Annotated in this window: 19 protein-coding genes and 1 tRNA gene; 12 read left to right on the forward strand and 8 right to left on the reverse strand. The window is 71.6% G+C overall.

Annotation, left to right across the window (positions count from 1 at the left end; genetic code table 11):
- Positions 1-412: 412 nt before the first annotated feature.
- Together ACIGZJ_RS09205 and ACIGZJ_RS09210 are read left to right on the forward strand one after the other, a co-directional pair.
- Entirely contained in the window at positions 413-1,261 is an 849-nt protein-coding gene (locus ACIGZJ_RS09205; protein WP_396456628.1) for a Yip1 family protein, read from the forward strand.
- 103 nt (positions 1,262-1,364) lie between these two features.
- Positions 1,365-2,255: a metal-dependent hydrolase gene (locus tag ACIGZJ_RS09210; RefSeq protein WP_396456629.1), complete on the forward strand. Its 891-nt coding sequence runs from the start codon at positions 1,365-1,367 to the stop codon at positions 2,253-2,255.
- A 147-nt stretch (positions 2,256-2,402) separates the two neighbouring features.
- Here ACIGZJ_RS09210 and dcd read toward each other — a convergent pair whose 3' ends face one another.
- Complete coding sequence (dcd, locus tag ACIGZJ_RS09215; RefSeq protein WP_396456630.1) at positions 2,403-2,978, reverse strand: dCTP deaminase; 576 nt, start codon at positions 2,976-2,978, stop codon at positions 2,403-2,405.
- Between the two features lie 71 nt (positions 2,979-3,049).
- A complete protein-coding gene (locus ACIGZJ_RS09220) occupies positions 3,050-3,286 on the reverse strand; it encodes a hypothetical protein (protein ID WP_148643912.1) in 237 nt (78 codons plus the stop codon).
- Positions 3,287-3,548: 262 nt separating this feature from the next.
- On the opposite strand from ACIGZJ_RS09220, the gene ACIGZJ_RS09225 reads away from it, so the two are divergent.
- Positions 3,549-3,622 (forward strand) — tRNA-Gly (locus ACIGZJ_RS09225).
- 542 nt (positions 3,623-4,164) lie between these two features.
- Here ACIGZJ_RS09225 and ACIGZJ_RS09230 read toward each other — a convergent pair.
- A complete protein-coding gene (locus ACIGZJ_RS09230) occupies positions 4,165-5,091 on the reverse strand; it encodes an SUMF1/EgtB/PvdO family nonheme iron enzyme (protein WP_396456631.1) in 927 nt (308 codons plus the stop codon).
- Between the two features lie 53 nt (positions 5,092-5,144).
- Positions 5,145-5,918, reverse strand: coding sequence for an aminotransferase class IV family protein (locus ACIGZJ_RS09235; RefSeq protein ID WP_396456632.1), 774 nt, complete (start codon positions 5,916-5,918; stop codon positions 5,145-5,147).
- 397 nt (positions 5,919-6,315) lie between these two features.
- Here ACIGZJ_RS09235 and ACIGZJ_RS09240 point away from each other — a divergent pair, with 397 nt between their 5' ends.
- The 9 genes from ACIGZJ_RS09240 to ACIGZJ_RS09280 all read left to right on the forward strand — a co-directional run bounded on the left by ACIGZJ_RS09240 (position 6,316) and on the right by ACIGZJ_RS09280 (position 14,097).
- Positions 6,316-6,750: an NUDIX domain-containing protein gene (locus ACIGZJ_RS09240; protein WP_396456633.1), complete on the forward strand. Its 435-nt coding sequence runs from the start codon at positions 6,316-6,318 to the stop codon at positions 6,748-6,750.
- A gap of 32 nt (positions 6,751-6,782) precedes the next feature.
- Positions 6,783-8,651, forward strand: coding sequence for a radical SAM protein (locus tag ACIGZJ_RS09245; RefSeq protein WP_396456634.1), 1,869 nt, complete (start codon positions 6,783-6,785; stop codon positions 8,649-8,651).
- Positions 8,609-9,280, forward strand: a complete 672-nt coding sequence (locus tag ACIGZJ_RS09250) for a hypothetical protein (RefSeq protein ID WP_396456635.1) — start codon at positions 8,609-8,611, stop codon at positions 9,278-9,280. Before ACIGZJ_RS09245 ends, ACIGZJ_RS09250 begins: the two co-directional genes overlap by 43 nt.
- The gene (locus ACIGZJ_RS09255; RefSeq protein ID WP_396456636.1) at positions 9,277-10,008 is read left to right on the forward strand and encodes a hypothetical protein; all 732 of its coding nucleotides are present in this window, start codon (positions 9,277-9,279) and stop codon (positions 10,006-10,008) included. Before ACIGZJ_RS09250 ends, ACIGZJ_RS09255 begins: the two co-directional genes overlap by 4 nt.
- 4 nt (positions 10,009-10,012) lie before the next feature.
- The gene (locus ACIGZJ_RS09260; protein ID WP_396456637.1) at positions 10,013-10,657 is read left to right on the forward strand and encodes a hypothetical protein; all 645 of its coding nucleotides are present in this window, start codon (positions 10,013-10,015) and stop codon (positions 10,655-10,657) included.
- The gene (locus ACIGZJ_RS09265) at positions 10,657-11,523 is read left to right on the forward strand and encodes a protein kinase (protein ID WP_396456638.1); all 867 of its coding nucleotides are present in this window, start codon (positions 10,657-10,659) and stop codon (positions 11,521-11,523) included. Before ACIGZJ_RS09260 ends, ACIGZJ_RS09265 begins: the two co-directional genes overlap by 1 nt.
- A 109-nt stretch (positions 11,524-11,632) precedes the next feature.
- Positions 11,633-11,770: a hypothetical protein gene (locus tag ACIGZJ_RS09270; RefSeq protein ID WP_396456639.1), complete on the forward strand. Its 138-nt coding sequence runs from the start codon at positions 11,633-11,635 to the stop codon at positions 11,768-11,770.
- Between the two features lie 111 nt (positions 11,771-11,881).
- A complete protein-coding gene (locus ACIGZJ_RS09275) occupies positions 11,882-12,790 on the forward strand; it encodes an aKG-HExxH-type peptide beta-hydroxylase (protein WP_396456640.1) in 909 nt (302 codons plus the stop codon).
- On the forward strand, positions 12,787-14,097 hold the full coding sequence (locus tag ACIGZJ_RS09280) for a serine hydrolase domain-containing protein (protein WP_396456641.1): 1,311 nt from the start codon (positions 12,787-12,789) through the stop codon (positions 14,095-14,097). The genes ACIGZJ_RS09275 and ACIGZJ_RS09280 overlap by 4 nt, the downstream gene beginning before the upstream one ends.
- A gap of 225 nt (positions 14,098-14,322) precedes the next feature.
- Here the strand turns inward: ACIGZJ_RS09280 and ACIGZJ_RS09285 are convergent, their stop codons facing one another.
- From ACIGZJ_RS09285 to ACIGZJ_RS09300, 4 genes are all read right to left on the reverse strand, one after another.
- Positions 14,323-14,574, reverse strand: a complete 252-nt coding sequence (locus tag ACIGZJ_RS09285) for a hypothetical protein (RefSeq protein WP_396456642.1) — start codon at positions 14,572-14,574, stop codon at positions 14,323-14,325.
- 1,620 nt (positions 14,575-16,194) lie between these two features.
- On the reverse strand, positions 16,195-17,478 hold the full coding sequence (locus ACIGZJ_RS09290) for an MFS transporter (RefSeq protein ID WP_396456643.1): 1,284 nt from the start codon (positions 17,476-17,478) through the stop codon (positions 16,195-16,197).
- A gap of 345 nt (positions 17,479-17,823) precedes the next feature.
- On the reverse strand, positions 17,824-20,520 hold the full coding sequence (locus tag ACIGZJ_RS09295; RefSeq protein WP_396456644.1) for a BTAD domain-containing putative transcriptional regulator: 2,697 nt from the start codon (positions 20,518-20,520) through the stop codon (positions 17,824-17,826).
- 257 nt (positions 20,521-20,777) lie between these two features.
- Positions 20,778-21,905, reverse strand: coding sequence for a glycosyltransferase (locus ACIGZJ_RS09300; RefSeq protein ID WP_396456645.1), 1,128 nt, complete (start codon positions 21,903-21,905; stop codon positions 20,778-20,780).
- Positions 21,906-21,942 lie beyond the last annotated feature (37 nt).

Consider the following 21,942-nt stretch of genomic DNA (forward strand, 5'->3'; position numbering starts at 1 on the left):
CGCCTCGGCGGCCGCGGCGGTGCACGCGCCGACGGTGACCGCCCAGCGGTAGCGGTGCTTTTCGGGGCGCCTCGGCCGGGGCTCCGCCGTTTGATTTGAAGTGCCGCTGTCCGGATCCGGGCGTCACAGGCCGGCTGCAAACCGGCCCCGGGTCCGTACGCGGCCTACACGGAGTCAGCCGGACGGGTACCTTCGGAGCGTGGCTGGTAATCGATACGACAGCGGGCAGGGTGCCGACCCCCGTGGCGGGTGGTCGGCCCCGCCGCCCTCCGCGGCGGCGCCCGGGGGGTACGGGCAGACGGACGGGCCGGAGTACTTCACCGGCCCGCAGCAGGGGACCGGCGGCGCGCCTGCGGGCGGCCCCGGTGGGGGTGGTCACGGCGGGGGCGGTCACGGCGCGGGTCACGGTCCTGTGGGGGGCTACGACCCGTACGCCGCGGACCAGCCCGGTCACACCCGGGCCTTCCCGGCCGGCGCGGACCCGTACGCGGGTGAGCCCTACGGCGGGGGGCCGTACCAAGGGGGCCCGTACCAGGGGGAGCAGTACCCCGGCGGCCCCTACCCGGGGGAGCAGTACCAGGGGGAGCAGTACCAGGGCTACCCGCAGCAGCACGGGCAGGGGCACGGGCAGCAGGGCTACTACGAGCCCGCCCCGCACGAGCAGGACAACGTCGCCGTCTACCGGGCCGGCGGCCAGTCCGCCCCGCACGCCGCCGGCCCCCGTCCGCCCTGGCGCGAACTGCTGACCGGCCTCTTCCGCGCCCCGACCGCGACCTTCGACCGCACCCGCGACCACCAGGTCTGGCTGCCCGCGGTCACCGTCTCGCTGCTGTACGGCGCGCTCGCCGTGCTGGGCATCGGCCTGACCCGCAACGACGTGGTCGACTCGACCTTCACCGTCGCGCTGACCGCGATGGCCGCCGCTGCGATCGGCTTCACCCTGGCCGGCGCCACCCTCGGCGCGGTGACCTTCGCCCTGGCCCGGCAGTTCGGCGGGGACGGCCCCTGGCAGTCCACGGTCGGCCTGGCGGTGCTGATCGGCTGGCTCACCGACGCGCCCCGGCTGCTGCTGGCGCTGGTGCTGCCGTCCGACAACCTGGTCGTCCAGGTCGTCGGCTGGGCGACCTGGCTGCTCTGCGCCGTCCTGCTGACCACGATGGTGCGCAGGGTGCACGACCTGCCCTGGGGCAAGGCGGCCGGCGCGGCCGCGCTGCAGCTGCTCGCGCTGCTGGTGCTGATCAAGCTGCCGACCCTGGGCTGAGCCCGGTCCGGCCGGGGGAGAATGGGCGGCGGGCCCCGGGTTCGGGGCCCGATCCGCTTCCACCCCCGTCCACCCTCGCCAGCGATCCGCACGGAGCCAGCGCATGACCCTCCCCACCACCCACGTCAGCTTCCCCGCCGGGGCGGTCACCGGCGAGTCGCCGGTGCTCGCGGTGCACCCGCTGGACGGCGGCCGGTACGCCGTCGTCACCGAGGCGACCCCGTTCCACCCGCTCGACCACACCTGGCCCGACCAGCCCGCCGACCTCGGCACGCTCACCGTGGACGGCACCGAGCTGGCCGTCGTGGACTGCCTGACCGGCGCGGTCGGGCCGGACGGCGGCGCGCCGCTGGCCGGCAAGGACATCCCGGTCCGGCGCGGTGACGAGGAGTGGTCCTGGCTGGTCCTGCACGTGGTCGAGGGCGACCCGGGGGACCTCGCCGGCCGGGTGGCCACCCTCAGCGTCGACGCCGGGCGCCGCGCCGCGCTGTGCGCCTCGCACAGCGGCTGCCACCTGCTCGCCCTCGCCCTGAACGCCGCCCTCGCGCCGCGCTGGCGCAAGGACCCGGGCCGCTCCGACGCCTTCGGGAACCCCGACTTCGACAGCCTCGCGATGGACACCTCGGTGATGGACACCGAGGCCAGCACCGACACCTACCGGCTCGGCAAGTCGCTGCGGAAGAAGGGCTTCACCACCGAGGCCACCGAGGACCTCCCCGCCCTGGCCGACGCGCTGCCCGCGCTCACCGAGGCCGTCAACCGGCAGCTGGCCGCCTGGGTCGCCGCCGACGCACCCGTCCGCATCGAGGTCCCCGGACCGGAGCTGACCGCCCGCCGCCAGTGGCACTGCGAGCTGCCCGAGGGCGCGGCCCAGATCTTCTGCGGCGGCACCCACCTGCACCACCTCGGTGAGCTGGCCGAGCTCCGCACCGAGCTGCGCCTCTCCGAGGACGGCAGCGAGCTGGTCGCCGTCACCCGGCCCAAGCGCGCCTGACTCCGGCACCCCCTACAACGCCTGCGGGCGGCCGCCCCTCGGGGTGAGGGGCGGCCGCCCGCGGTGCGTGCGCTCTGTGCCGTTGTGTCGCTGTGTCGCTGTGTCGCTGTGTCGCTGTGCCGCTGTGCCGCTCCGGGCCCGCGGTGCTCAGACCTCGGTGCGGTGGAAGTTCAGGTACGAGCGGGACGGCGTCGGGCCGCGCTGGCCCTGGTAGCGCGAGCCGTAGCGCGCGGAGCCGTACGGGTGCTCGGACGGCGAGGAGAGCCGGAACAGGCAGAGCTGCCCGATCTTCATCCCCGGGTAGAGCTTGATCGGCAGCGTTGCGACGTTCGACAGCTCCAGCGTGACGTGCCCGCTGAAGCCGGGGTCGATGAAGCCGGCCGTGGAGTGGGTCAGCAGGCCGAGGCGGCCCAGGCTGGACTTGCCCTCCAGCCGCGAGGCGACGTCGTCCGGCAGCGTGATGACCTCGTAGGTCGACGCCAGTACGAACTCGCCCGGGTGCAGGATGAACGCCTCGTCGCCCTCCGGCTCGACCAGCCGGGTCAGGTCCGGCTGCTCCTCGGAGGGGTCGATGTGCGGGTAGCGGTGGTTCTCGAACACGCGGAAGAAGCGGTCCAGCCGCACGTCGATACTGGAGGGCTGGATCATCGCCGGGTCGAACGGGTCGATGGAGACCCGACCCTTGTCGATTTCCGTCCGGATGTCCTTGTCAGAGAGCAGCACGCTTCGAGGTTACGTGCACGACGCGGCCCCGGACGAATCGTCCGGGGCCGCATCCGTCACATCCGTCCCGGTCAGGCCAGGAACTCCGCGGCCTCCAGCCGCATCGCCCGGGCCAGTTGCGGCTCGGACAGCTCCCGCACGTCGGCCAGCACCGAGCTGCGCAGGCGTCCGCACTGCGGACAGCGGATCAGCCGACCGGGCCCCAGCCGACCGGGCCCGAGGTTCTGCATCGGGAACGTGGTGGTGCTGAACAGGTGCCCCTCGGCACAACGAACGACGGCGCGCTGCTCCATCGATCCCCTTCCCATCCTTACCCCGGTACTCACCCGTGCTCATCGCGCCCCGAGAGGCGGGGCCCCCGGGACAGCGTCACATTAGGGGATGTTCCGGACATTCCACACCGCGGCTCGCCGCCCCGAAACCCACCGCCGGAGCACTCTCACGCGGCCCACACAGTACGCCTCCGACCCCGCCCCCCGCGGCTCCGCCGCGCTCGGGGATCACCTGTGCGCCCGCCGTTGCGGATGGGGTACAGTGATGGTGGACGGGCGGTTTCTGACAGCCCGTCAGGCGGGCGTAGTTTAATGGTAGAACATGAGCTTCCCAAGCTTATAGCGCGAGTTCGATTCTCGTCGCCCGCTCCAGTAGTAAAGCGCCGCAGGTCAGTGACCTGCGGCTTCTTCATTGTCTAGACCAGTTTGACCCCGCCGTGCCAGAGTTTGGCGCCGACGCGAGCGGCCTCACAGGCGTTCAACGCCTGCACTGCGTGAACCTGAATCCCGAGCAGGGGGAAGCAGATTCTCGACGATCACCGAGGGCGACCCCCTGGGGGCCCGAACGCCTCGGCAACTGAAATATCGGGCAGGGTGAACAGGCGGCTGGGGGTGGCGAATTCGACCGGCGTGTCGAACATGCCGTGCGGGCCGGAGTGACGGTTCCGTTTGGCTGGACCGCGATCATGTGGTTCATGCCAGCTCAGCGGACCGGGACCACGGCCTGTACCTCTGTGCCGGGCTCGGTGCGGTGCCCCGTGCGCCGACCTGGCCTTCGACCACCGCCTGATCATGTCGGCTGCGATCCGCCAGCTCTGCTGACTACTTTGGCCGGGCTACTGGCGGCGGCGCTGACGGGCGACTCCTTGAGACCTTTGAACGAGCCTCATCAGAGCCCGCTGTCCCGTTCTCGCTCAGGTCGGCTGGGATTCGACGAAGCAACATCGGAAGCCGGTGTCGTCGTCGAGCATGGTCGTGTCGGCGTCGTTGAAGGCGGACGGGGTCGCCCGTGCGAAGGGGCTGGTGAAGGCGCCGGCCTTGAGCTCACGCCGCCCGGGTTCGGACTCGTCCGAGCACCACTCCCACGTGTTGCCGCAGAGGTCGTAGACGCCGTACGCGCTGACGCCGCTGTGGAACCGGCTGACCGGGGTCGTGCGGCCGATGCCGCTCTCGCGGCTGTTGCACTTCGCCGGGGTCGGCTGGTCACCCCAGGGGTACGCGTCGCCGCGAGGCCCACGTGCGGCCTTCTCCCACTGTTGACTGACCGGCAGGAGCTTTCCCGCCCAGCGTGCGTAGGCGGCGGCGTCGTGCCAGGTGACGAACACGACGGGATGGTCGAACAGGCTGTCCGGACACTTCGCCTTGGGCCAGTGGCGGGGCGCGGGGTGCCCGGTGGCTGCGACGAAGCGGGAGAAGTCCGAGTTCGTGACCGGGAAGACGTCGATGTAGAAGTCCGGTAGCCAGATCGGGTTCTTCTCGGGGCCGGCGAGGAACACCCCGGCTTCGACGAGGGCCATCCGCTTGCCGTCACCGGGGTGCGTGATCTGGTGTTGCCGGGGCAGCGCGTGTTCCGTCTCCGTGCGCTGGTCGGAAAGGACGGCGTCCGAGGAGCCGGTCGACCGGACGAAGCGTTCGTGGACTTCGGGACCGGACGCGGCCAACGACGTGTCCAGAGCAGCCTGGTTGACCGGTCGAGGCGTGATGTCGGCGCCCCTCTTCTCCCACTTCGACACCATGCGATCACTGATGCCGAGATGAGCTGCGAACGCCTCGATACTCATCCGCTTCGCCTGCCGAAGCGCCTTGACCTCGATACCGGTCCAAACTTCTACGGTCGCCAACGCGGCCCTCCACCCCACAGCCGTTGCGCCCAGCTTCCCCTCGCTGGGGGCAACTAGAGTAGATCGACCGGCACTTCCGCGTACTCCTTGCGGAGTTGTTCGATCACGGGGTGTGTGTCCGGGAAGGTCGCGCTGTCGACCGCGTTGATCGCCCGGACACCGATGCCGACGTTGGTGGCGAAGGCGGCGTCGAAGTCGGTGAGGTCGCCCAGGCGCACGGTCGCGGTCGACGAGGGGTGAGCCTGGCGCAGCAGCTCCATCGTGGTGCCGACAAGGCACTCGGCGTCCGGCCAGACGACCTGGTCACCCTTGACGAAGCCGACGTTCCAGGTGCCGCCCTCGGAGATCACGGAGTCGGCGTCGGTGAAGAGAGCGTCGTCGAAGCCCGCCCGCTGGGAGTCGCGCCGGTGGCGGAGTGAGCCGAAGAGACCGACGCTCTTCACGGCCGGCATGTCGCGGGTGTAGACGACGGGCTGAACGCGCATGGCGGGAAGAGGCAGTTGCCCGGCGGGCCGGGTGGTCACCAGGACGTGGGGGTGGGCGTCGTTCCCGACGTGTCCTAGGTCGAGCGCGGGGTCGAAGACCGTCACTCTGACCACGCGGTCCCCGGACGACGGCACGGCGCGACGGGCGAAGTCGCGGACGAGGCCGAGGTCGATATCCGTGTCGAAGACTGCGCGGCAGTCGCGGGCCAGGCGCGCCAGGTGGAGGGCGAGGCCGCGCACGTGGCCGTCCTCCACACGGATCGAGGTGAAGTGCCCGTAGTTCGTCAGGGCAAGGGCCTGGAGCTGGTCCAGGCTGATCGGGCTACCGTTCAGTTCCGCCATGGCGCCAAGCATGGCATCGGCCCTGGATGGCGGGGCGCGGTTCCTGTCGGTGGGGCACCGAAGTTCGGTGAAAGTTCAGGGCCGGGGCAGTGCCAGGACGTACCGGATTGGTCACCTGGAGCGCCAACCTGGTCACACAACGTTGCATGTGGGCCGGACGGTTCAAGGTTCGTGCCCGGGCTGGCGTTGGCCGGCATTCCGAGAGCGGTTGGGCTCGATCGCCCCGTCGCACAACGGTCCGAGTCTCCCAGGCGGACCCTGGGAGCGAATTGACGGGTGCTCAGAACTTCTAGACTCGTGGGCTTCCCGCCCCTGCCTCAACAGCTTGTGCCAGGGGCCGGAGCCGCGATCTCGCGAGCTCCAGATGATCATTCCCAGCCACACGGAGGTTGTTCCGATGCCCGAGAAGGTCACCAAGGAGAAGGTGCTCGTCTACGTCGTGCGCGACGGGCGGCTGCTGGTGTTCCGGCACACCGACTACAGCTACGAGGAGGTCGGCATCCAGGTCCCGGCCGGCAGCATCCGCCCCGGGGAGACACCGGAAGCCGCCGCGCTGCGGGAGGCCCGGGAGGAGACCGGCCTGAGCGACTTCAAGATCGTGCGCAAGCTCGGCGAGACCGAGTACGACATCAGCCCGTACCGGTTCGAGATCCAGCACCGGCACGTCTTCCACCTGGAGCTCACCGAGCCCACCCCGGAGCGGTGGATGAGCCAGGAGGGCCACGACGGCGAGCAGGAGCCCACCCACTTCGAGTGCTTCTGGATTCCGCTGGAGGCCGCGCACATCCTCCAGTCCGGCCAGGGCGCCTTCCTGGGACGCCTGTCCGACTAATCGAACGGTCACGGCAGCAAGGGAGGCAGCCGATGCACCGCACCACCGAACAGCACCATCCGATCGACCGGCTCTACCGGAGCCTGGAGCCAGAGGACACCAGCACCGCCGTGTCGGTGATCGTCAAGCTGCGCGGGGAGACCTGCGACATCGACTGCCCCCACTGCTACGAGAAGCGCAAGGAGGTTCCCGGCGGAGCCCGGATCAGCCCCGACCAGATCGGACAGCTGGCCCGGCTCTTCCGGGGCCGCCCCCTCGCCGTCGAACTCCACGGCGGGGAACCACTGACCGCCGGCCGCGAAGCCGTCGCCGAGATCCTGCGTGAACTTGCCGCGCAGCCGCAGGTCGTGAGGGTGTCGATGCAGACCAACGGCGTCCAGCTCGACGAGCAGTGGCTCGACCTCTTCGACGAACTCTGCCCCGGCCTGCAGATCGGTGTCTCCCTCGACGGCGACGTCCAGGGCAACGCCTGGCGCATCGGCTACGACGGCGAGCCCGTCTACCAGCGTGTCGTCCAAGCCCTCGAACTGCTGGCTGAGCGGGGGCGCAAGGTCGGCGTCATCACCACCGTGACCCCGGCCGTACTGGGTCGCGCCGAGCAGGTTCTGGACCACCTAGCGACCTTCGAGGCGGTCAACGCGGTCAGCTTCGTGCCCTGCTTCGACAGCAGTATCCGCCGGTCCACCGCCGTCCGGGCCCGGAGCCTCCCGGTTAGCCGCCTGCTCCAGCAGGCCGCCCTCACCGGCAACGGCGGCCCGGCGTGGGCGATCCACCCGGACGAGTACGCCGAGTTCGTGTTGGCCGCCACCGCCCACTGGATCAGCGTCGGGCACTTCACCCGACTCAAACTGGAGCCGGCCGTCTCCACGATCCGGCGCCTACGCGGCCTGGGCAGCGTCTTCTGCCACTTCTCAGACCTAAAGTGCGACCACGTCTTCACTCTCTACCCCGACAACCGGTTCGGCAGCTGCGACGAACTGCCCTGGCCCCAGGCCCGCCTGACCCAGCTCGACGAAGTCACCAGCCAGGACGAGCTGGCCCGCCTCCAGCAGGGCTCCGTCCTGCTGACCCAGGGCAGGTCGCTGATGGCCAAGTGCGCGGGCTGCGACTACCGCAGCACCTGCGGCGGTGGCTGCATCGCCACCCGCTGGCGCCAGGACCCGGCCGTGGACGACGACGCCTACTGCGACTACCGGATGCGGCTGGTCGACGGCATCGCCGCCCTCCTCGCCCAGCCCGCCTATCCCGAGGGCACCTGGTGCCAGACTCTGCGCTGGCATCCTCGCACCCCGAACAGCATGCGCGACGTGAACGTCTTTACCGCCCGCTGGGACAACCCGGCTGCCACCCATGCCGAGGTGAGGCTGCACGCCAGTAAGCACGGCAACATCAACACCGTCGGCCGGCCCGGCGTCCACGAGGCCGACGACCTCGACCCCGACCACCCGAAGTGGCGCGAGGCGATCGAGCCTCGGATCTGGCCCATGGTCGACACCCTCACCACCGGCTGGGGCCTGATCACCTACGACAGCTGCCAGGGCCATCAGTACGGCCTGGACCTGGACCCGGCCGAACTGCGAGTCGGCCTGCTGCCGCGCGACCGCGCCGAGTACGCCCGCACCGCTGCGGCCCTGTGCCGCGCGGCCACCGCTGCCGCGTCCGCGCTGCCGGGCGGCATCGAGGTTCGTATCGCCCGTTCCGAGCTGACCTGCGAGACCTCTGGCACCACCACCCCGGTGCTCGATCTCAGCCTTAACCCGGACCGCCACCAGGACTGGGACGCCTACTTCGCCAACCTCGACACCGCCGCGGGCATCCTCTCCGCCGCGCTGGCAGCCGAGCGCCCGGAGGGCAGCACATGCGCCTGCCCACTGCCCGCCCAGGCGACGGCGGCTCGGTGAGGCCCGGTGACGAGGTAACCGTCCACCAACTCCTCGGACGCATCGCCTACTTCCATGCCTTGTTCATCGAACCCGACCTCGCCACGACCTCGACCGCCACCCGCGGCGAGCCGTGCTGCAACCACCGCACTCCGCCCGGAGCCGCACGGCTGAACGTGGACGGGCTGCTGACCGGTACCGCGTGGGCCGTCCTCGACGAGACCGCCGCCACCCTCGGCACCTACGCCGGGCAGTGCCCGGCGCGCGGGCCGGACTGCTGCGCGACGTGCCGCGTCGCCTCCTCGGCCGCCGCCGTCGCCGACGCGTGGCTGGCCACCGAACTCCGCGCCTACCAAAGGCCCAAGGCGCACAGCTGGGCACGGAAGGCGTGCCGGGAGGCCGCCACCACCCGTCTGGCCCGCATCTTCGTCCGCCAGCACCGTGCCCCCTGCCCCGAGGCCCGGAGCAGTGAGACGGCCGGTACCTGGCTGCTGCCCGGCGCGGAGGAACTGCCGCTGACCGGTGAACTCCTCGCCCTGTGGCGCGACCCGCTGGCCCGTGACGGCAGCCCGGTCATCAGCTGGCTCAACCACTGCACCGACCTCGACGACATCCGCCGCGTCCTCGAAACAAGGAGGCCTACCCCGTGATCCACACAGCCGAGACCGTCGGCGTCGGCAGCATTGAGAACTTCCTCGGCTCCACCGAGCGGCTCCGCCTCGCCGCCCTGATGCACGACGTCCTCACCGCTGTGGACGCTCTCCGCTTCGGCGACGAGCGCCGCACCTCCATCCACGAGATCCCCGGCCACAGCCACGCGCAGGCGATGGCCGTCTACGAGCCCGCCGGACGGGTCGAGATCCCCGGCATCCCCGATGAAGCGGAGAAGATCCTCCAGGATGCCTTCGAGCGCGCCCATCCGGCCCTGGCCCGGGTCATGCCCTCCGTCACCGTGTGCCGCCCCTGGACGTACGTCGAGTACGGAGAAGGCCAGCACATCACCAGCCATCTCGACGGCATCGCCCCCGACCCGTTCGCCTGGCCCCGCCAGATCGCCGGCATCAGCGTCGTCATCACGCAGGCCGACGCTGGAGGCGACTTCTACGTCGAGACCGCCTCCAGCGACCGGCTCTGGTACTGCCAGGCCCCCGACGCGGCGGCTAACGGCTACGCGGAGGGCATGTGGCTGGCCCACGACGGCGCGGACAACTCCGCCGCATGGTTCCAGCAGATGCCCCGCACCCGCTGGTCGGTGGCCCCCGCTCCGGGCACCGCACTGCTGTACGGCTCCCAGCTCGCCCACGGCACCCACCCGGTCACTGCCGGACGGTGCGCGAAGTTCATCAGCTGGCTCGCCGCCGAGCACCCGAGGAGCTGACATCGTGCTCGTGGCCCTGGAAGGACTACCCGGCGCCGGAAAGAGCACCCTGCGCGACTGCCTCCTCGCCGAGGCCCGCCCCCGAGGCATCCCGCTCGACCACACCGGCCAGTTCTCCTGGCTCTCCCTGGCCGCCACCCGCACCCTGGTACGGCTGCGGGCCGGACACAGCGCCGCCGACCCCGATGAAGCCGTCGAAGCGGCCTGCTGGGACCTCACCCTCCACACCCGCTTCAACCTCACCCCCGCCCTCGCCGGCGGCTCGGTGATCGCCGACCGACTCAGTCTCTCCACAGCCTGCCTGCTCGCCCTGGTCCACCAGCGCCCGGTCGCCGAGTACGTCGAGCGCCTCGCCGAGCAACAGCGGGCCCGCCCGCAGCTGACCGTCCTGCTGACCACCGACCCCGGCCTGTGCCAGGCCCGCCTCGCCGACAGGGAGACCGCACCGCGGTTCACCGACCGCCCCGAGGCAGCCACCCGTCTGGCCGACCTCTACCCGCAGGCCGCCACCGCCTGGAGCCGCTGCACCGGCCTGGAGGTCTGGCAGCGGCCCTGCACGATCAAGGCCGACCTCGACCAGCTGGCTGCCGACTGCCTCAACCACCTGGACGGCCCTGCGCGCCCGTCCACGACCGCAGAAGCGAGCTGATGAGCCTCCACCCCCTCCACCCCGCCGCCTGGGTCGTCGACCAACTCCGCGCGAACGGCTGGCACGTGAGCGACCTCCTCGCGTTCACCCGCGCCAGCACGCTGATTACTGCCCACCGCACCGGCCAGCAGCCCGTCGTACTGAAGGCCGGGTTCGGCAGCAACCACGTCTTGGCCGAACTCGCGGCTGACCAGCGGCCCGCCGCGTACGGCTTCTACTGGTACGCGCAGATGACCGACGCCGAACGTGCCCTGGCCCGTGAGGACTTCCGCCACGAAACCGACCTCACACAGGCTGCCGGCGGAGCCGACCACGTCGTCCCCCTGCTCGACCAGGGCGGCGGCGAACGGTTCGACTGGTACACCATGCCGCTGTGCGACGGCGGCAACTTCCGCACCTTCATGGCCTCCTACAAGAACACCGACGAGGGCCTGAACATCCTCGCCGACGTCGCCGAGGGCCTGATCGCTCTGCACCAGCGCGGCATCGTCCACCGCGACGTCTATCAGGAGAACATCCTCATCCACCGCGGCCGCGGGCTGATCACCGATCTCGGCGCCGCCCGCCGCCTGGTCACCGAGCGCGGCCCCGAGCACCGAGGCCCCGAGGTCCACTGGCCGCCCGAGTACATCACCGGCTACCACCAGGCAGGCCCCGCCGCCGACGTGTTCAGCCTCGCCGTCCTCGTGTACCGCTACCTGTGCGCGGACATCCCGCGCCTCGGTGGCCACGCCAACCTCGCCCTCATCCCCGCCACCCTGCGGACCCCGGTCGTCGCCGCGCTCTCCGACCAGCCCGGCGACCGGCCCGCGATGAGCGACCTGGCCACCGCGCTCCGCACCGTCGCCCGCACCGCCCAGCACTGACGTGGAGGCCCTCGTGCCCAGGGCGAGATCACCGCCCGGTGCCCGAGCACGCACCACCGCAGCGGGCACGCAACAGCACCATCCGGATCGCTCAGAAGGAGAAGGACCCATGGACAACGACCGCATCTCCGAGTTCCTCGCCGACGTCGAGGACCTGCGCGGCGAGGACGAGACCGTCCGCACCACCGCCCACACCTCCAGCGTCTCCGCCGAGGGCTGGCCAGCCGCCGAGGGCGACCTCGCCTGAACACCCTGACCGCATGGCGTGCTGAGCGTCGGCGGTAACCACCCTGGGGCCGGGCCCGACCGCGGCGGGACCGGCCCCAGGCCACCTTTCCACCTGGACAGGAGCCCGCGCATGGACAACCCCGGCCTCTTCGACTTCCCGCCGACCACCCGCCTGCACCACGAGCGCACCGCCAAGATCCACATGATCCTCAATCCCAACGCCGAACCCCAGCCCTCGGGCCTTGGCCCGGCCGCCGACTACTGCCTGGCCCACCACGCCCTCGAAGGCGCCGAGAGCGCCGCCCGCTCCGGTGAGCGGGCCGCCTTCGACTGGTACGCCGCCAGCCCGTTCGTCGACGCCGCCACCAGCTCCACCCCCACCACCCTCGGCCCGCGCGTCGTCGTCACCCCCGACCTCACCGACCTGCCCCGCTCCCCGATCTCGGAGACCCCGTACTACGTGCTCGGCCCCGACACCCGATCCGCACCGATCCACCTGCGGACGCTCGCCGCAGGCGCGTTCACCGCCGCCGCCGACACCGGCTTCGGCCCCCTGCTGACCGCCCACGCCGTCGTGGTGATCCTGCTGCGCAACAAGCAACTCGGCCAGAGGCTCGACAGCTGGACCATCACCCGCCTGCCCGGCACCGTCTTCCTCGACCACATTGGCGACCGCGCCGTCCTGGCCCGCGACCTCATCCACGAGGCCGGTCACAACTGGCTGAACGACGCCTTCACGGCCACCGGCTGCAAGATCGACGACCAGGCCGAGTTCCACTCCCCGTGGAAGCAGAGCATGCGCTCCGCCTTCGGCTTCCTCCACGCCTGCTGGGCCTTCCCCCTCACCATGCTCTACATCGCCCGCGTCCTGGAGCACACCGAAGGCGCCGTGCAGCGCTTCCTGACCGCCTACCTCGACCAGCAGCGCGAGCAGCTCGCCGCTACAACCGCAGACCACCCGCGTGCCCTCGAACTCGTCGGCGACGACGACCTGCGCGAGCGGCTGGCCGCCGTCCACCGCCAGGCGCTCACCCTGTGACCGCCGACCGCTTCGACTCCCCGGGCCTCACCCTGCTCGTCCGGCGCCCCAAGCAGGAACCGGTTGACTGGCACACCGGCCTGGCCAGCATCGAGCACCACGTCCCGATCGGACCAGACACCGCCTTCAACACCGGCTCCGTCGCCAAGCAGATCACCGCCCACCTGGTCCTGCTCGCGGCCCGCGACAACCTGATCCACCTCCACCAGCCGGCCGCCGACCTGCTGCCCCGCCTCCAACTCACCGACGTGACCGTCGCCGACCTGATCACCCACACCTCCGGCCTATGCGACGCCGAATCCCTGCTCTCCCTCGCCGGCCTGCGCGACCTCGACCACTACACCGCCGCCGACCTGCGAACCCTCGCCTACCGGCAACGCGAACGTGCCGTTCCGGCGGGGCAGTTCCTCTACAGCAACACCAACTACCTCCTGCTCGCCGAACTCCTCGAAACCGTCGACCACGCCGCGCTGCCCGACCTCGCCCGCCGCCGACTGTTCGACCAGCTCGGCATGCACGCCACCCACTTCCAAGCCGACCCCCGCCAGGTCGTTCCCGGCGCCGCGGCCGCCTACCAGCCCACCGGCAGCGGCTGGCAGTACACCCAGACCCCCGTCGCCCTGCCCGGCCCCGGCACCCTGTTCACCACCTCCGGTGACCTCGACCGCTGGCTCGGTCACCTCCACCAGCTCTGGCAGCACGGCAACACCCCGCTGCCCTGGGAGGACGTGCTCGGCTACCGGACGGCCGACCACCCGCCCTACCTGTACGGACCGGGCCTGTACGCCGACCCCCGCCCCGGACACACCACCGTCTTCCACTACGGTCACGAACACGGCTTCTCCGCCGCCACCCACCTCACCCAAGACGGCCTGCGGGTCGTCTGTCTGGCCAACGCCACCGACCTGGCTGCGGACCACGTCGTGGCGGCCGTGCTCCGCGAACTCGACGAACACCCCGACCACGATGTGGGAGACCTGCTGCCCCTCGCAGCCGCTCGCGCGCGGCGACCGCCCAGGGCCGCCGAAGACGGCCACGATCAGCAGGATGACGGACAGCTCCACCGCGAACTCGGCCGCTTCATCAGCGACCAAGTCCCGGGAACCCTGCGACTCACGCGCACCGGCGACGCGCTTCACCTGTGGCGCCGCGGCACTTCGGATCGCCTCACCCCGGCCGGGCCCACCACCTGGACGGGCAACGGCTACACCCTCACCCTGACCAGCGACGCGGACGACACCGAGGGCTTCACCCTCGATCTCGACCGGGCACCCGGCCTCGCCTATGTCCGCCTGCCGCCGTCCTGACGGCAGAGGCCGCCCGTAGCCGACGCCCCGTCCTGCCGGACGCAGGGCGATTCCACCGCGCCCGATACCCCGATCACCGCCGTGTGGTCGCAGACCGGAGAACCTCCAAGTACTCGACGTAGACGTGCTTGTGATCCCTGGCATAGCCGAGTTCGCGCGGTGCGGCCTCCCCGCACCCGCGCGAACGGACGACGGCAACCTCTGGGTGGACGGGGTCTGCTGGCTCTACTGCGACCAGCAGTGGACCCGCGTTCTGTGGATCGAACCGGAGACCGTCGCGGGAATGAACGCGCCGATGTCCGCCTGCGGCCGGTGCATCGCCGAACTCCAGGACCGGGTCTGGACTTCCGTGTTCCCCGGCGACGAACCGGCCATCTCGTCGCTGACTGGGCACCCCACCCCACCGAAGGCGACAAGCTCCTCTTCGTCTTCGACGGTGGCGTCCTCCTCATCCCGCGCCTGGCCCGCCGCGTTCACGCCGCTCGTGCTGCCAGGGCACAGTCCGAGACGCTCTACTTGGAGCACGGAGCGACCCGCTCGTAGGCCGAGGTGCGACTCCGTGACACACCTCGTACTTCACGACCGACAGCCGCCACCTCCGCCGTCGCGCCGAATGGCGACATGCCGGGTAAAGCGCCAGTGCGACAGCTTTGGCGTGCTAATGTCCACTCAAAGGCCCGGAGGTGGGCCAGTGGCGAGCCGCTTGCCCGGACGAGTGTGCGCGAAAGCCCAAAAGGTGAGATGCCTAGCCTCTGGTTTCAACGATAATTCGCCCCGCGCTGCACTGTTCTCAATTGTGGCCGCAATCCGGGTTGTAGTCGCGGATGAGATTGCAATGCCGCACACTCACGACAGAGATACCTTTGAGGCATGTCGTAAACTTCTGAATCTTCCGAAGCAGGTGCTCCGCCGCTGCTGCACTGAAGGCAAAGTCTCCCTCGATGCCTCAGGCGGCGGACAGCAGCAGTTTCAGGCGCTCCTATTCGACTGCTTCTTTAGCTCGGGCGGAGATCACCCGTGGGACCGCATGACCGGTCGAACGTTCCGGCAGTTGATCTGCTACTTCAGTTGGACGGCACCACAGCCCGATCGTCTGCTTATTCGGACCAACACCGCAGATCGCATTGCCAGCTACCTTCTCCCTCATACCAGGGTATTCGATGATGGTTCCTACGAACACTCGGGGGTCGCCGGGCTGCGCGTTGAAGGGTTCAGCCCCGACACCATCCACCTCTGTCATATCCCGACCGGTGGGCGGCTTGACCTGCAGGACACCAGTCATTCAAGTTCGACTCGGCTGATGCGGTACTGCTTCCAGGGGGAACTGGAGTTTCGAGCCAAGAGTGAAGCAGATGACGGACGCGATCCCGTTCATGCGAGATCTTCACTCACTGCGGCCGAGGAAGCGGCAGGTGATCACTGGGCGCCGAACCCATCTACACCCCTTCGCAGCGCCTTGATGGCCCGGTCTCATCTGTGGTGGTACACGCTCCGGCACGGTGCAGCCTTGGTCAGACCGAGGCGGAGCAACACCGTTCAGTGCCTTCGATGGGACGTGGGCCGGTCCTGTGAGCAGATTGGCAGTCTGTTGACCGAAGGGCCGCTGAGTATCCCCGGGGCCTCGTTCACGCCTCGGAGCCATGAATTCGACGTTAGTCTTCTCCGGTTGGACTCGGTGTCGATCGAGCTGTGTACGCCGCTGATGACTCGCGGCATCGTCCACCCATGGAACCAGTTGCTTGACGTGGAGTGGGAGGAACAACAGCGTCGCCGGGCGGCTGGGCTGAGCCCTACAACCACGCGTCGCGAGAATCCGACCGGCTGACCTGGGGTGACTACTCGAGGCTGGCGCGGACCATGGCGCGATCCGGGCCCTGATCAAGGCCTCAGCTGCGTGAGGGAAACCGTTGGGCGCGACGGGCAGCAGGGCGCGGCTGAATTCGGCGTGTGTGCTCGAGGCCATTTTGGGCTCGAAGGGCCAAAGATTCCCAAGCTTATAGCGCGAGTTCGATTCTCGTCGCCCGCTCCATACCGAAAGCCGCAGGTCATCTGACCTGCGGCTTTCGCGTTTTCCGGGGCGGTTCGGGTGGGGGGTGGTCAGGGGCGGGGTGGGATGCGGGGGAGGGTGCGGATGGGGTGGGTGGCCAGGAGGGCGGTGGCGGTGAGGAGGGCGACCGCGACGCCGACCAGGAGGACCCGGTCGGTGCCGAAGGCGCCGACGGCGGGGCCGGCCAGTGCGCTGCCGATCGGGTACATGCCGACGGAGCCCGCGACCTCGTAGGCGTGGACGCGGTTGAGCACCTCGCCCGGCACCTGGGTCTGCACACTGGTGGCCCACATGACGCCCCAGACGCCGACTCCGACGCCGACCGCGACCTGGGCGGCGACGAGCAGCCAGACCGGCCAGTCGAGCACGATGCCGAGCGGGTAGAGCGGGTAGGCCAGCATCGCCACGGCCCCGGCGGCGAGCGGGCGTTCGGGCTTGTAGCGGATCGCCAGCAGGCCGCCGGCCACGGTGCCCGCGCCCAGCGCGGCGTTGAGCAGGCCGAAGGCGGTCGCGCCGTGCTCGGGCACGATCACACCGGCGGCCACCGACAGCTGCGGGCCCCAGGAGAGCACCGCGAAGAACATCCAGATCACGATCACGCCCCAGAGCCAGCTGCGGGCGCGGAACTCCTGCCAGCCGACCGCCAGGTTGTGCCACAGGCTCCCGCCGGCCGGCGGAGCGGGTACCGCCCCGAGCCGGAGCGCGAACAGGCAGGCCGCGCTGGTCCCGTAGGCGACGGCGGAGATCACCATCACCCAGCCGGTGGCCCCGAACCCGACCAGGGCGCCGGCCAGCGCGGGGCCGCCCAGACCGGTGAGCGCCTCGGAGGTGCGCAGTACGCCGTTGGCGCCCTGGACGTCGCGGGCCACCAGCGGGACGGTCGAGGCGGAGCCCGGCTGGAACATCGCGTTGGCGGTACCGGCCACCATCAACAGCGCGTACAGCTGCCAGAGATGGTCGATGCCGTGGATGAACAGAAGGGCGAGCAGCACGTGGGCGCAGAGGTTGGCCAGGTCGGCGGCGATCATCAGCCGCCGGGCGGTGAAGCGGTCGGCGAGCACCCCGCCGAACAGCACCAACCCGGCGAACGGGCCCACCAGGAAGGCCATCGCGTACCCGGCGGTGTCCAGGCCGTACCCGCCGCTGAGCAGGCCGGCCGAGACCGCGACCGGCAGCATGGCCCAACTGAGCAGGCCCGCACTGCGGCCGGTGAAGTAGTACCGGAAGTTACGGGACCAGATCGCCGGTTCCCCGGTCGGCGGCGGCTCGGCGGGCCGGTCCTGGACCTGCGAGGGCGTCGCCGTCGCAGTGTGCTCGGTCAGGCATTCCGCCATGACTGTTCAACCCCTCGGTCGTGGAACGTGGTTGTCGGCGTGTGGAAGCGACGCGCCTCAAGTCCGGTTCGGCCGGGCCTGGTCGGCGCGGCACTCCGGGCGCCTGCCGGGCGTCCGACTGGATCGGCCCTGCGGTGCGACCACCGTACGGAGCCGGCCTGGTCGGGCTCCTACAGCCGGACCAGAGGAGCGCGGGCCCCCGGGGAGTCCGATCCCGTTCGGGCGAACCGGTGTTGACCTGCGGTTCTGCCGGTCGTCGCCGGGCCGGGCAGGGGAACCGGCAGAACGGGGGAGACTGCCGGAGCGGTGGTCCTGCCGCCGGGCGCGGCAGGACCGGGCCGGTGGTCAGCGGATCCGGCCCCGGTTCGCCGTCCGGGAGCGTCGCATCGCCTCGCGCCAGTGCTCGAACGCCCTGCCCCGCGCGCCGGGGGCCGACTGGGCCGGTCGGGCGGCGCCGGCCGCCTGGTGCGCGGCGCCGATGCGGCGCAGCGCCAGTGCCCGGCCGTCGAGCCAGCCGGCCTGCCGGGCGAGCTCCAGTGCCCGGCCGACCAGCTCCAGGGCCTGCGCGTGGTCCGCCGGTGCCTCCTGGCATTCGGCGTGCCGCAACCGGGCGGTGGCCTCGGCCCGCAGCCCGCCGTCGGCGACGGCGGCGAACAGGCCGGCGGTCGCGACCCTGAGGCAGTCGCCGGTGTACAGCCCCGCCGAGAGGTAGTCGTGCAAGGTCTCCGCCAATCGCCAGGCAACGGCGGTGAATTCGGCCTCGGGTGCGTCCGAGGGTGCTGTCCCCTCGGGCCGGTCCGCGGCCTGCTCCGCCGGGTGGTGCGGGCGGGCCGCCGCGTCGGCGTGGTGGAGGTACCAGTCGAAGAGCAGTTGGCGGGCGGCGTGGGCCTCCTCCCTGTCGAGCAGCTCGCGGGCGTAGCAGCGCAGCAGGTCGTGCAGCCCGAACCGGCCGGGCGCCCGCTCCTGCACCAGGTGGGCGTCCGCGAGGCTCACCAGCAGTCCGTCGGATCCGGCCGGGGTCGTGCCGGCCAGCGCCGCGGCGCCGTCCACGGTGAGGTCCGGGCCGGGCATCAGGCTGAGGAGGCGGAACATCCGCTGGGCCTGCGCCGGGAGCGCGCGGTAGGAGAGGTCGAAGGCGGCCCGCACCGTCGAGCGCCGGTCCCCTTCGATGTGCAGCCGGCCGAGCCGGTCGTCGCCCGCCAACTCGGCGCAGTGGTCGGCGATGTCGGCGCTGCCGGCCACCAGGTTGGCGCCGGCGATCCGGATGGCCAGCGGCAGGCCGCCGCACAGCTGGACGAGCCTGCGGGCCGCCTCCTCCTCGGCGGCGACCCGGCACTCGCCGATGGTGCCGCCCAGGAGTTGGCGCGCCTCGTCCGGGTCGAGCACGTCCAGGCCGAGTCGACGGGCGCCGTCGCTCGCGACCAGCCCGGCGAGCCGGCTGCGGCTGGTGATCACCACCGCGCAGCCCCGGGCGCCCGGGATCAGCGGCCTGACCTGCTCGGCGTCGCGCGCGTCGTCCAGCACGATCAGCATCCGCCGGTCGGCGAGCAGGGTGCGGTACAGCGCCGCGGCCTCGTCCTCGTCGGTGGGCAGCCGGTCGGGCGGGGTGCCCAGGGCCCGGAGGAACTGCGCGAGGACGTCGCCGGGGCGCAACGTCGGCAGCCGGGAGTGGCCGCGCAGGTCGGCGAACAGCTGTCCGTCGGTGAAGTGTTCGCGGCGCGTGTGGGACCAGTGGGTGGCGAGGGCGGTCTTGCCGACCCCGGGTGCGCCGACCACCGCCACCACGTGCGGGCGCCGGGCCGGGTCGGGCGAGACGAGGGCGTCCAGCTCCGTCAGCTGCCGCCGCCGCCCGACATGGGTGCCGGAGGCGGCGGGCAGCTGGGCCGGGAGCGGGCCCGCGGGCGCGGGGCGGTCGGACGGCGCGGGGCGCTCGGGCCGGTCGTGGTGCTCGGGCCGGTCGGGGGGCTGGGAGAGGGGCAGTTGCCGGCGCAGCACCCGCAGGTGGGCGTCGCGGACCTCCGCGCCGGGCGCGATGCCCAGTTCCTCGTCGAGCCGCTTGCGGAGGCGCCCGAACACGTTGAGCGCGGCGGCCTGCTCCCCGCTGCCGGCGAGGGTGAGGATCAGCCGGGCGTGCAGGCCCTCGTGCAGCGGCTCGGTGTTCACCATGTCCCACAGCACCGGGGCGGCCTCCTCGGGGCGGTGCCGCAGCAGCGCCGCGTCGGCGTGCAGCAGCACCGCCTTGACCCGCCGCTCGTTGGCCGCCACCGCGGCCGGGTGCTGGCGCAGCACCAGGTCCGCGTCCGCGAGCACCGGACCGCGCCACCACTGCAGCGCCTGGGTCAGCGACTCGTACGCGGCCTCCGGGGCCGCCGGGTCGGGCGCCTGGTGCAGGCGTCTCGCCTGGGCCAGCAGCTCGTCGAAGTGGCCGAGGTCGATCTGGTTCCGGGCCGCCTTCAGCAGGTAGCCGGTGGGTGTCCGGACGACGGTCGGCTCCGGGGCGGTCCGCACTCCGTCCGGGTCGAGCAACCGGCGGACCTGGCTGACGTAGGTGTGGATCAGGCTCTGCTGGGAGCCGGGCGGTCCGGACGGCCAGAGGGTGTCGGTGATCTCCTGCTGGGTGGCGGGCTCGGGGTGCTTGAGCGCCAGCAGGCCGAGCAGGCGGCGCAGCATCGGGCTGGTGACCGGGACGGGCGTCCGGCCGCGCTGGAGGGCGAGCGGGCCGAGGATCAGCAGCCGCGGCCGGCCGGCGCCGGGCGGTGGCCCGGTGCGGACGGCGGCCAGCAGGTCCGCCAGCTCGCAGCCGCTCAATCCCAGTGCCTCGCCCAGGCGTTGGAGGGTGCGCGGCCGGGGCTGCCGAACCCGGCCGTGCTCGATGTCGCGCAGCGCCCTGGTGCTGATCCCGGCCCGGGTCGCGGCCGCCTCCTGGCTCAGCCCGGCGCGGCTGCGGAAGGACTGGAGCCGTGGGCCGAACGGGCCGGGGCCGCCTGCCGGACCTGCCGGCCCTCTCCGGGGAAGCCCCGTGGCCGACGTCCGCTCCGACATGGCATCCCCCTCATCCGGCGACCGCGACCCGCCGGTGGCGACCGGAGGCGGCCTTGCGGGCCCCGTGCGCGGCCGACTCTGCGGAGGCTTCGAAGAAGATCAGTTTGGACTAGACCAATGCGCCAGGCAAGGGACGACCCGCGTCCCGCCCGGCCCCGGGACGGCCCGGTTCCCGGCCGGCGAGGGGAGCCGGCCCCCGCCCCGCAGGGCGAAGCCGGAGGTCGCCGGGACCTGCGGCTTCGCCCTGCGCGCCGAGGTCAGCGGGCTGCCGTGGCCAGGGCTTCGAGGGTGGGGACGATGGCGGCCGGCGAGGGGAGCGCGGCGTTCTCGGTCTGGAGGCGGGTGGCGGCCGTGCGAAGGGCCGGGTCGGTGAACAGGCGGGTGAGCAGCGCGCTGTCCACCGCCTCGGAGGTGGCCCGCAGGGCGGATCCGGCGGCGGTGAGGGCGTCGGCGTTGACGAAGTGGTCGGCGCCCTGCGGGAGGAGCAGCTGGGGCAGGCCGGCCTGGAGGGCGGTGAGCATGGTGCCGGCGCCGCCGTGGTGGATCAGCGCGTCGCAGGTGCCCAGCAGCTCGGCCAGCGGGACCCAGGGGAGCGGGCGGACGTTGGCGGGCAGGGTGCCGAGCGGGGTGAGGTCGGCGTCGCCGACCGCGAGCAGGAACTCGGCGTCCACCGAGGCCGCGGCCTCGATCAGGCGGACGATGGCGCGGACGCCGTCCATTGCGGTGAGCACGGTGCCCAGGGTGACCGCGACGCGCGGGCGGGTGCCGCGGTGCAGCAGGTCCGCGGGGACCAACCCGCCCCCGTTGAAGGGGATGTAGCGCATCCGCAGGCCGTCCGCGTCGCCGCCGAGTTCGGCCGGGACGACGTTGATGGCGAGCGACTCGGCCGGGCCCGCCAGGCCGTGCTGCTCGTAGAGGTCGGTGAGGTTGGCCGCAAGGCGCCCCACCATCGAGTGGCCGGAGGTGACGCCGAAGTTCTGGATCGCCGAGGGGAGCTTGAGCTTGGCCGCCACCAGCGGCGCCGCACCCTGGAAGGAGTCGTAGATCAGCAGGTCGGCGCCCCACCCGGTGGCGGCGTCGAGCAGGCCGTCCACCGTGGGGCGGGAGGCCGCGGCGAAGGCGACGGCCGCCCCGTCGAGGATCTCGTCCTGCGTCAGGTCGGGGTTGACGTAGCGGATCGTCCCCCCGGAGACCTCCTCGAACACCTCGCGGATGGTGCGGCCGTCGCCGACCTCGGTGACCGGGAAGCCGGCGGAGCGGAGCTGGTCCAGCGGCTGCCCGCCCGCGAAGAGCACCTCGTGGCCGGCGGCGCGCAGCGCCTGCGCGGTCGGCACCATCGGGAACAGGTGACCGGCGGCGGCCGGGCCGGTGAAGAGTATGCGCACGGGTGTCTCCTTGCCGTTTGAGGACGAATCATGTGAT

It is taken from the genome of Kitasatospora sp. NPDC052868 (assembly GCF_044547105.1).
Taxonomy (GTDB): Bacteria; Actinomycetota; Actinomycetes; order Streptomycetales; family Streptomycetaceae; genus Kitasatospora.

What these genes read in the sequence shown, in the direction of transcription:
- ACIGZJ_RS09290 (WP_396456643.1), bottom strand. Translation starts at nt 17,478, where the DNA reads ATGGCGGAATGCCTGACCGAGCACACTGCGACGGCGACGCCCTCGCAG.
- ACIGZJ_RS09275 (WP_396456640.1), top strand. Translation starts at nt 11,882, where the DNA reads ATGGACAACCCCGGCCTCTTCGACTTCCCGCCGACCACCCGCCTGCAC.
- ACIGZJ_RS09210 (WP_396456629.1), top strand. Translation starts at nt 1,365, where the DNA reads ATGACCCTCCCCACCACCCACGTCAGCTTCCCCGCCGGGGCGGTCACC.
- ACIGZJ_RS09220 (WP_148643912.1), bottom strand. Translation starts at nt 3,286, where the DNA reads ATGGGAAGGGGATCGATGGAGCAGCGCGCCGTCGTTCGTTGTGCCGAG.
- ACIGZJ_RS09270 (WP_396456639.1), top strand. Translation starts at nt 11,633, where the DNA reads ATGGACAACGACCGCATCTCCGAGTTCCTCGCCGACGTCGAGGACCTG.
- ACIGZJ_RS09235 (WP_396456632.1), bottom strand. Translation starts at nt 5,918, where the DNA reads ATGGCGGAACTGAACGGTAGCCCGATCAGCCTGGACCAGCTCCAGGCC.
- ACIGZJ_RS09245 (WP_396456634.1), top strand. Translation starts at nt 6,783, where the DNA reads ATGCACCGCACCACCGAACAGCACCATCCGATCGACCGGCTCTACCGG.
- ACIGZJ_RS09295 (WP_396456644.1), bottom strand. Translation starts at nt 20,520, where the DNA reads ATGTCGGAGCGGACGTCGGCCACGGGGCTTCCCCGGAGAGGGCCGGCA.
- ACIGZJ_RS09250 (WP_396456635.1), top strand. Translation starts at nt 8,609, where the DNA reads ATGCGCCTGCCCACTGCCCGCCCAGGCGACGGCGGCTCGGTGAGGCCC.
- ACIGZJ_RS09240 (WP_396456633.1), top strand. Translation starts at nt 6,316, where the DNA reads ATGCCCGAGAAGGTCACCAAGGAGAAGGTGCTCGTCTACGTCGTGCGC.
- ACIGZJ_RS09265 (WP_396456638.1), top strand. Translation starts at nt 10,657, where the DNA reads ATGAGCCTCCACCCCCTCCACCCCGCCGCCTGGGTCGTCGACCAACTC.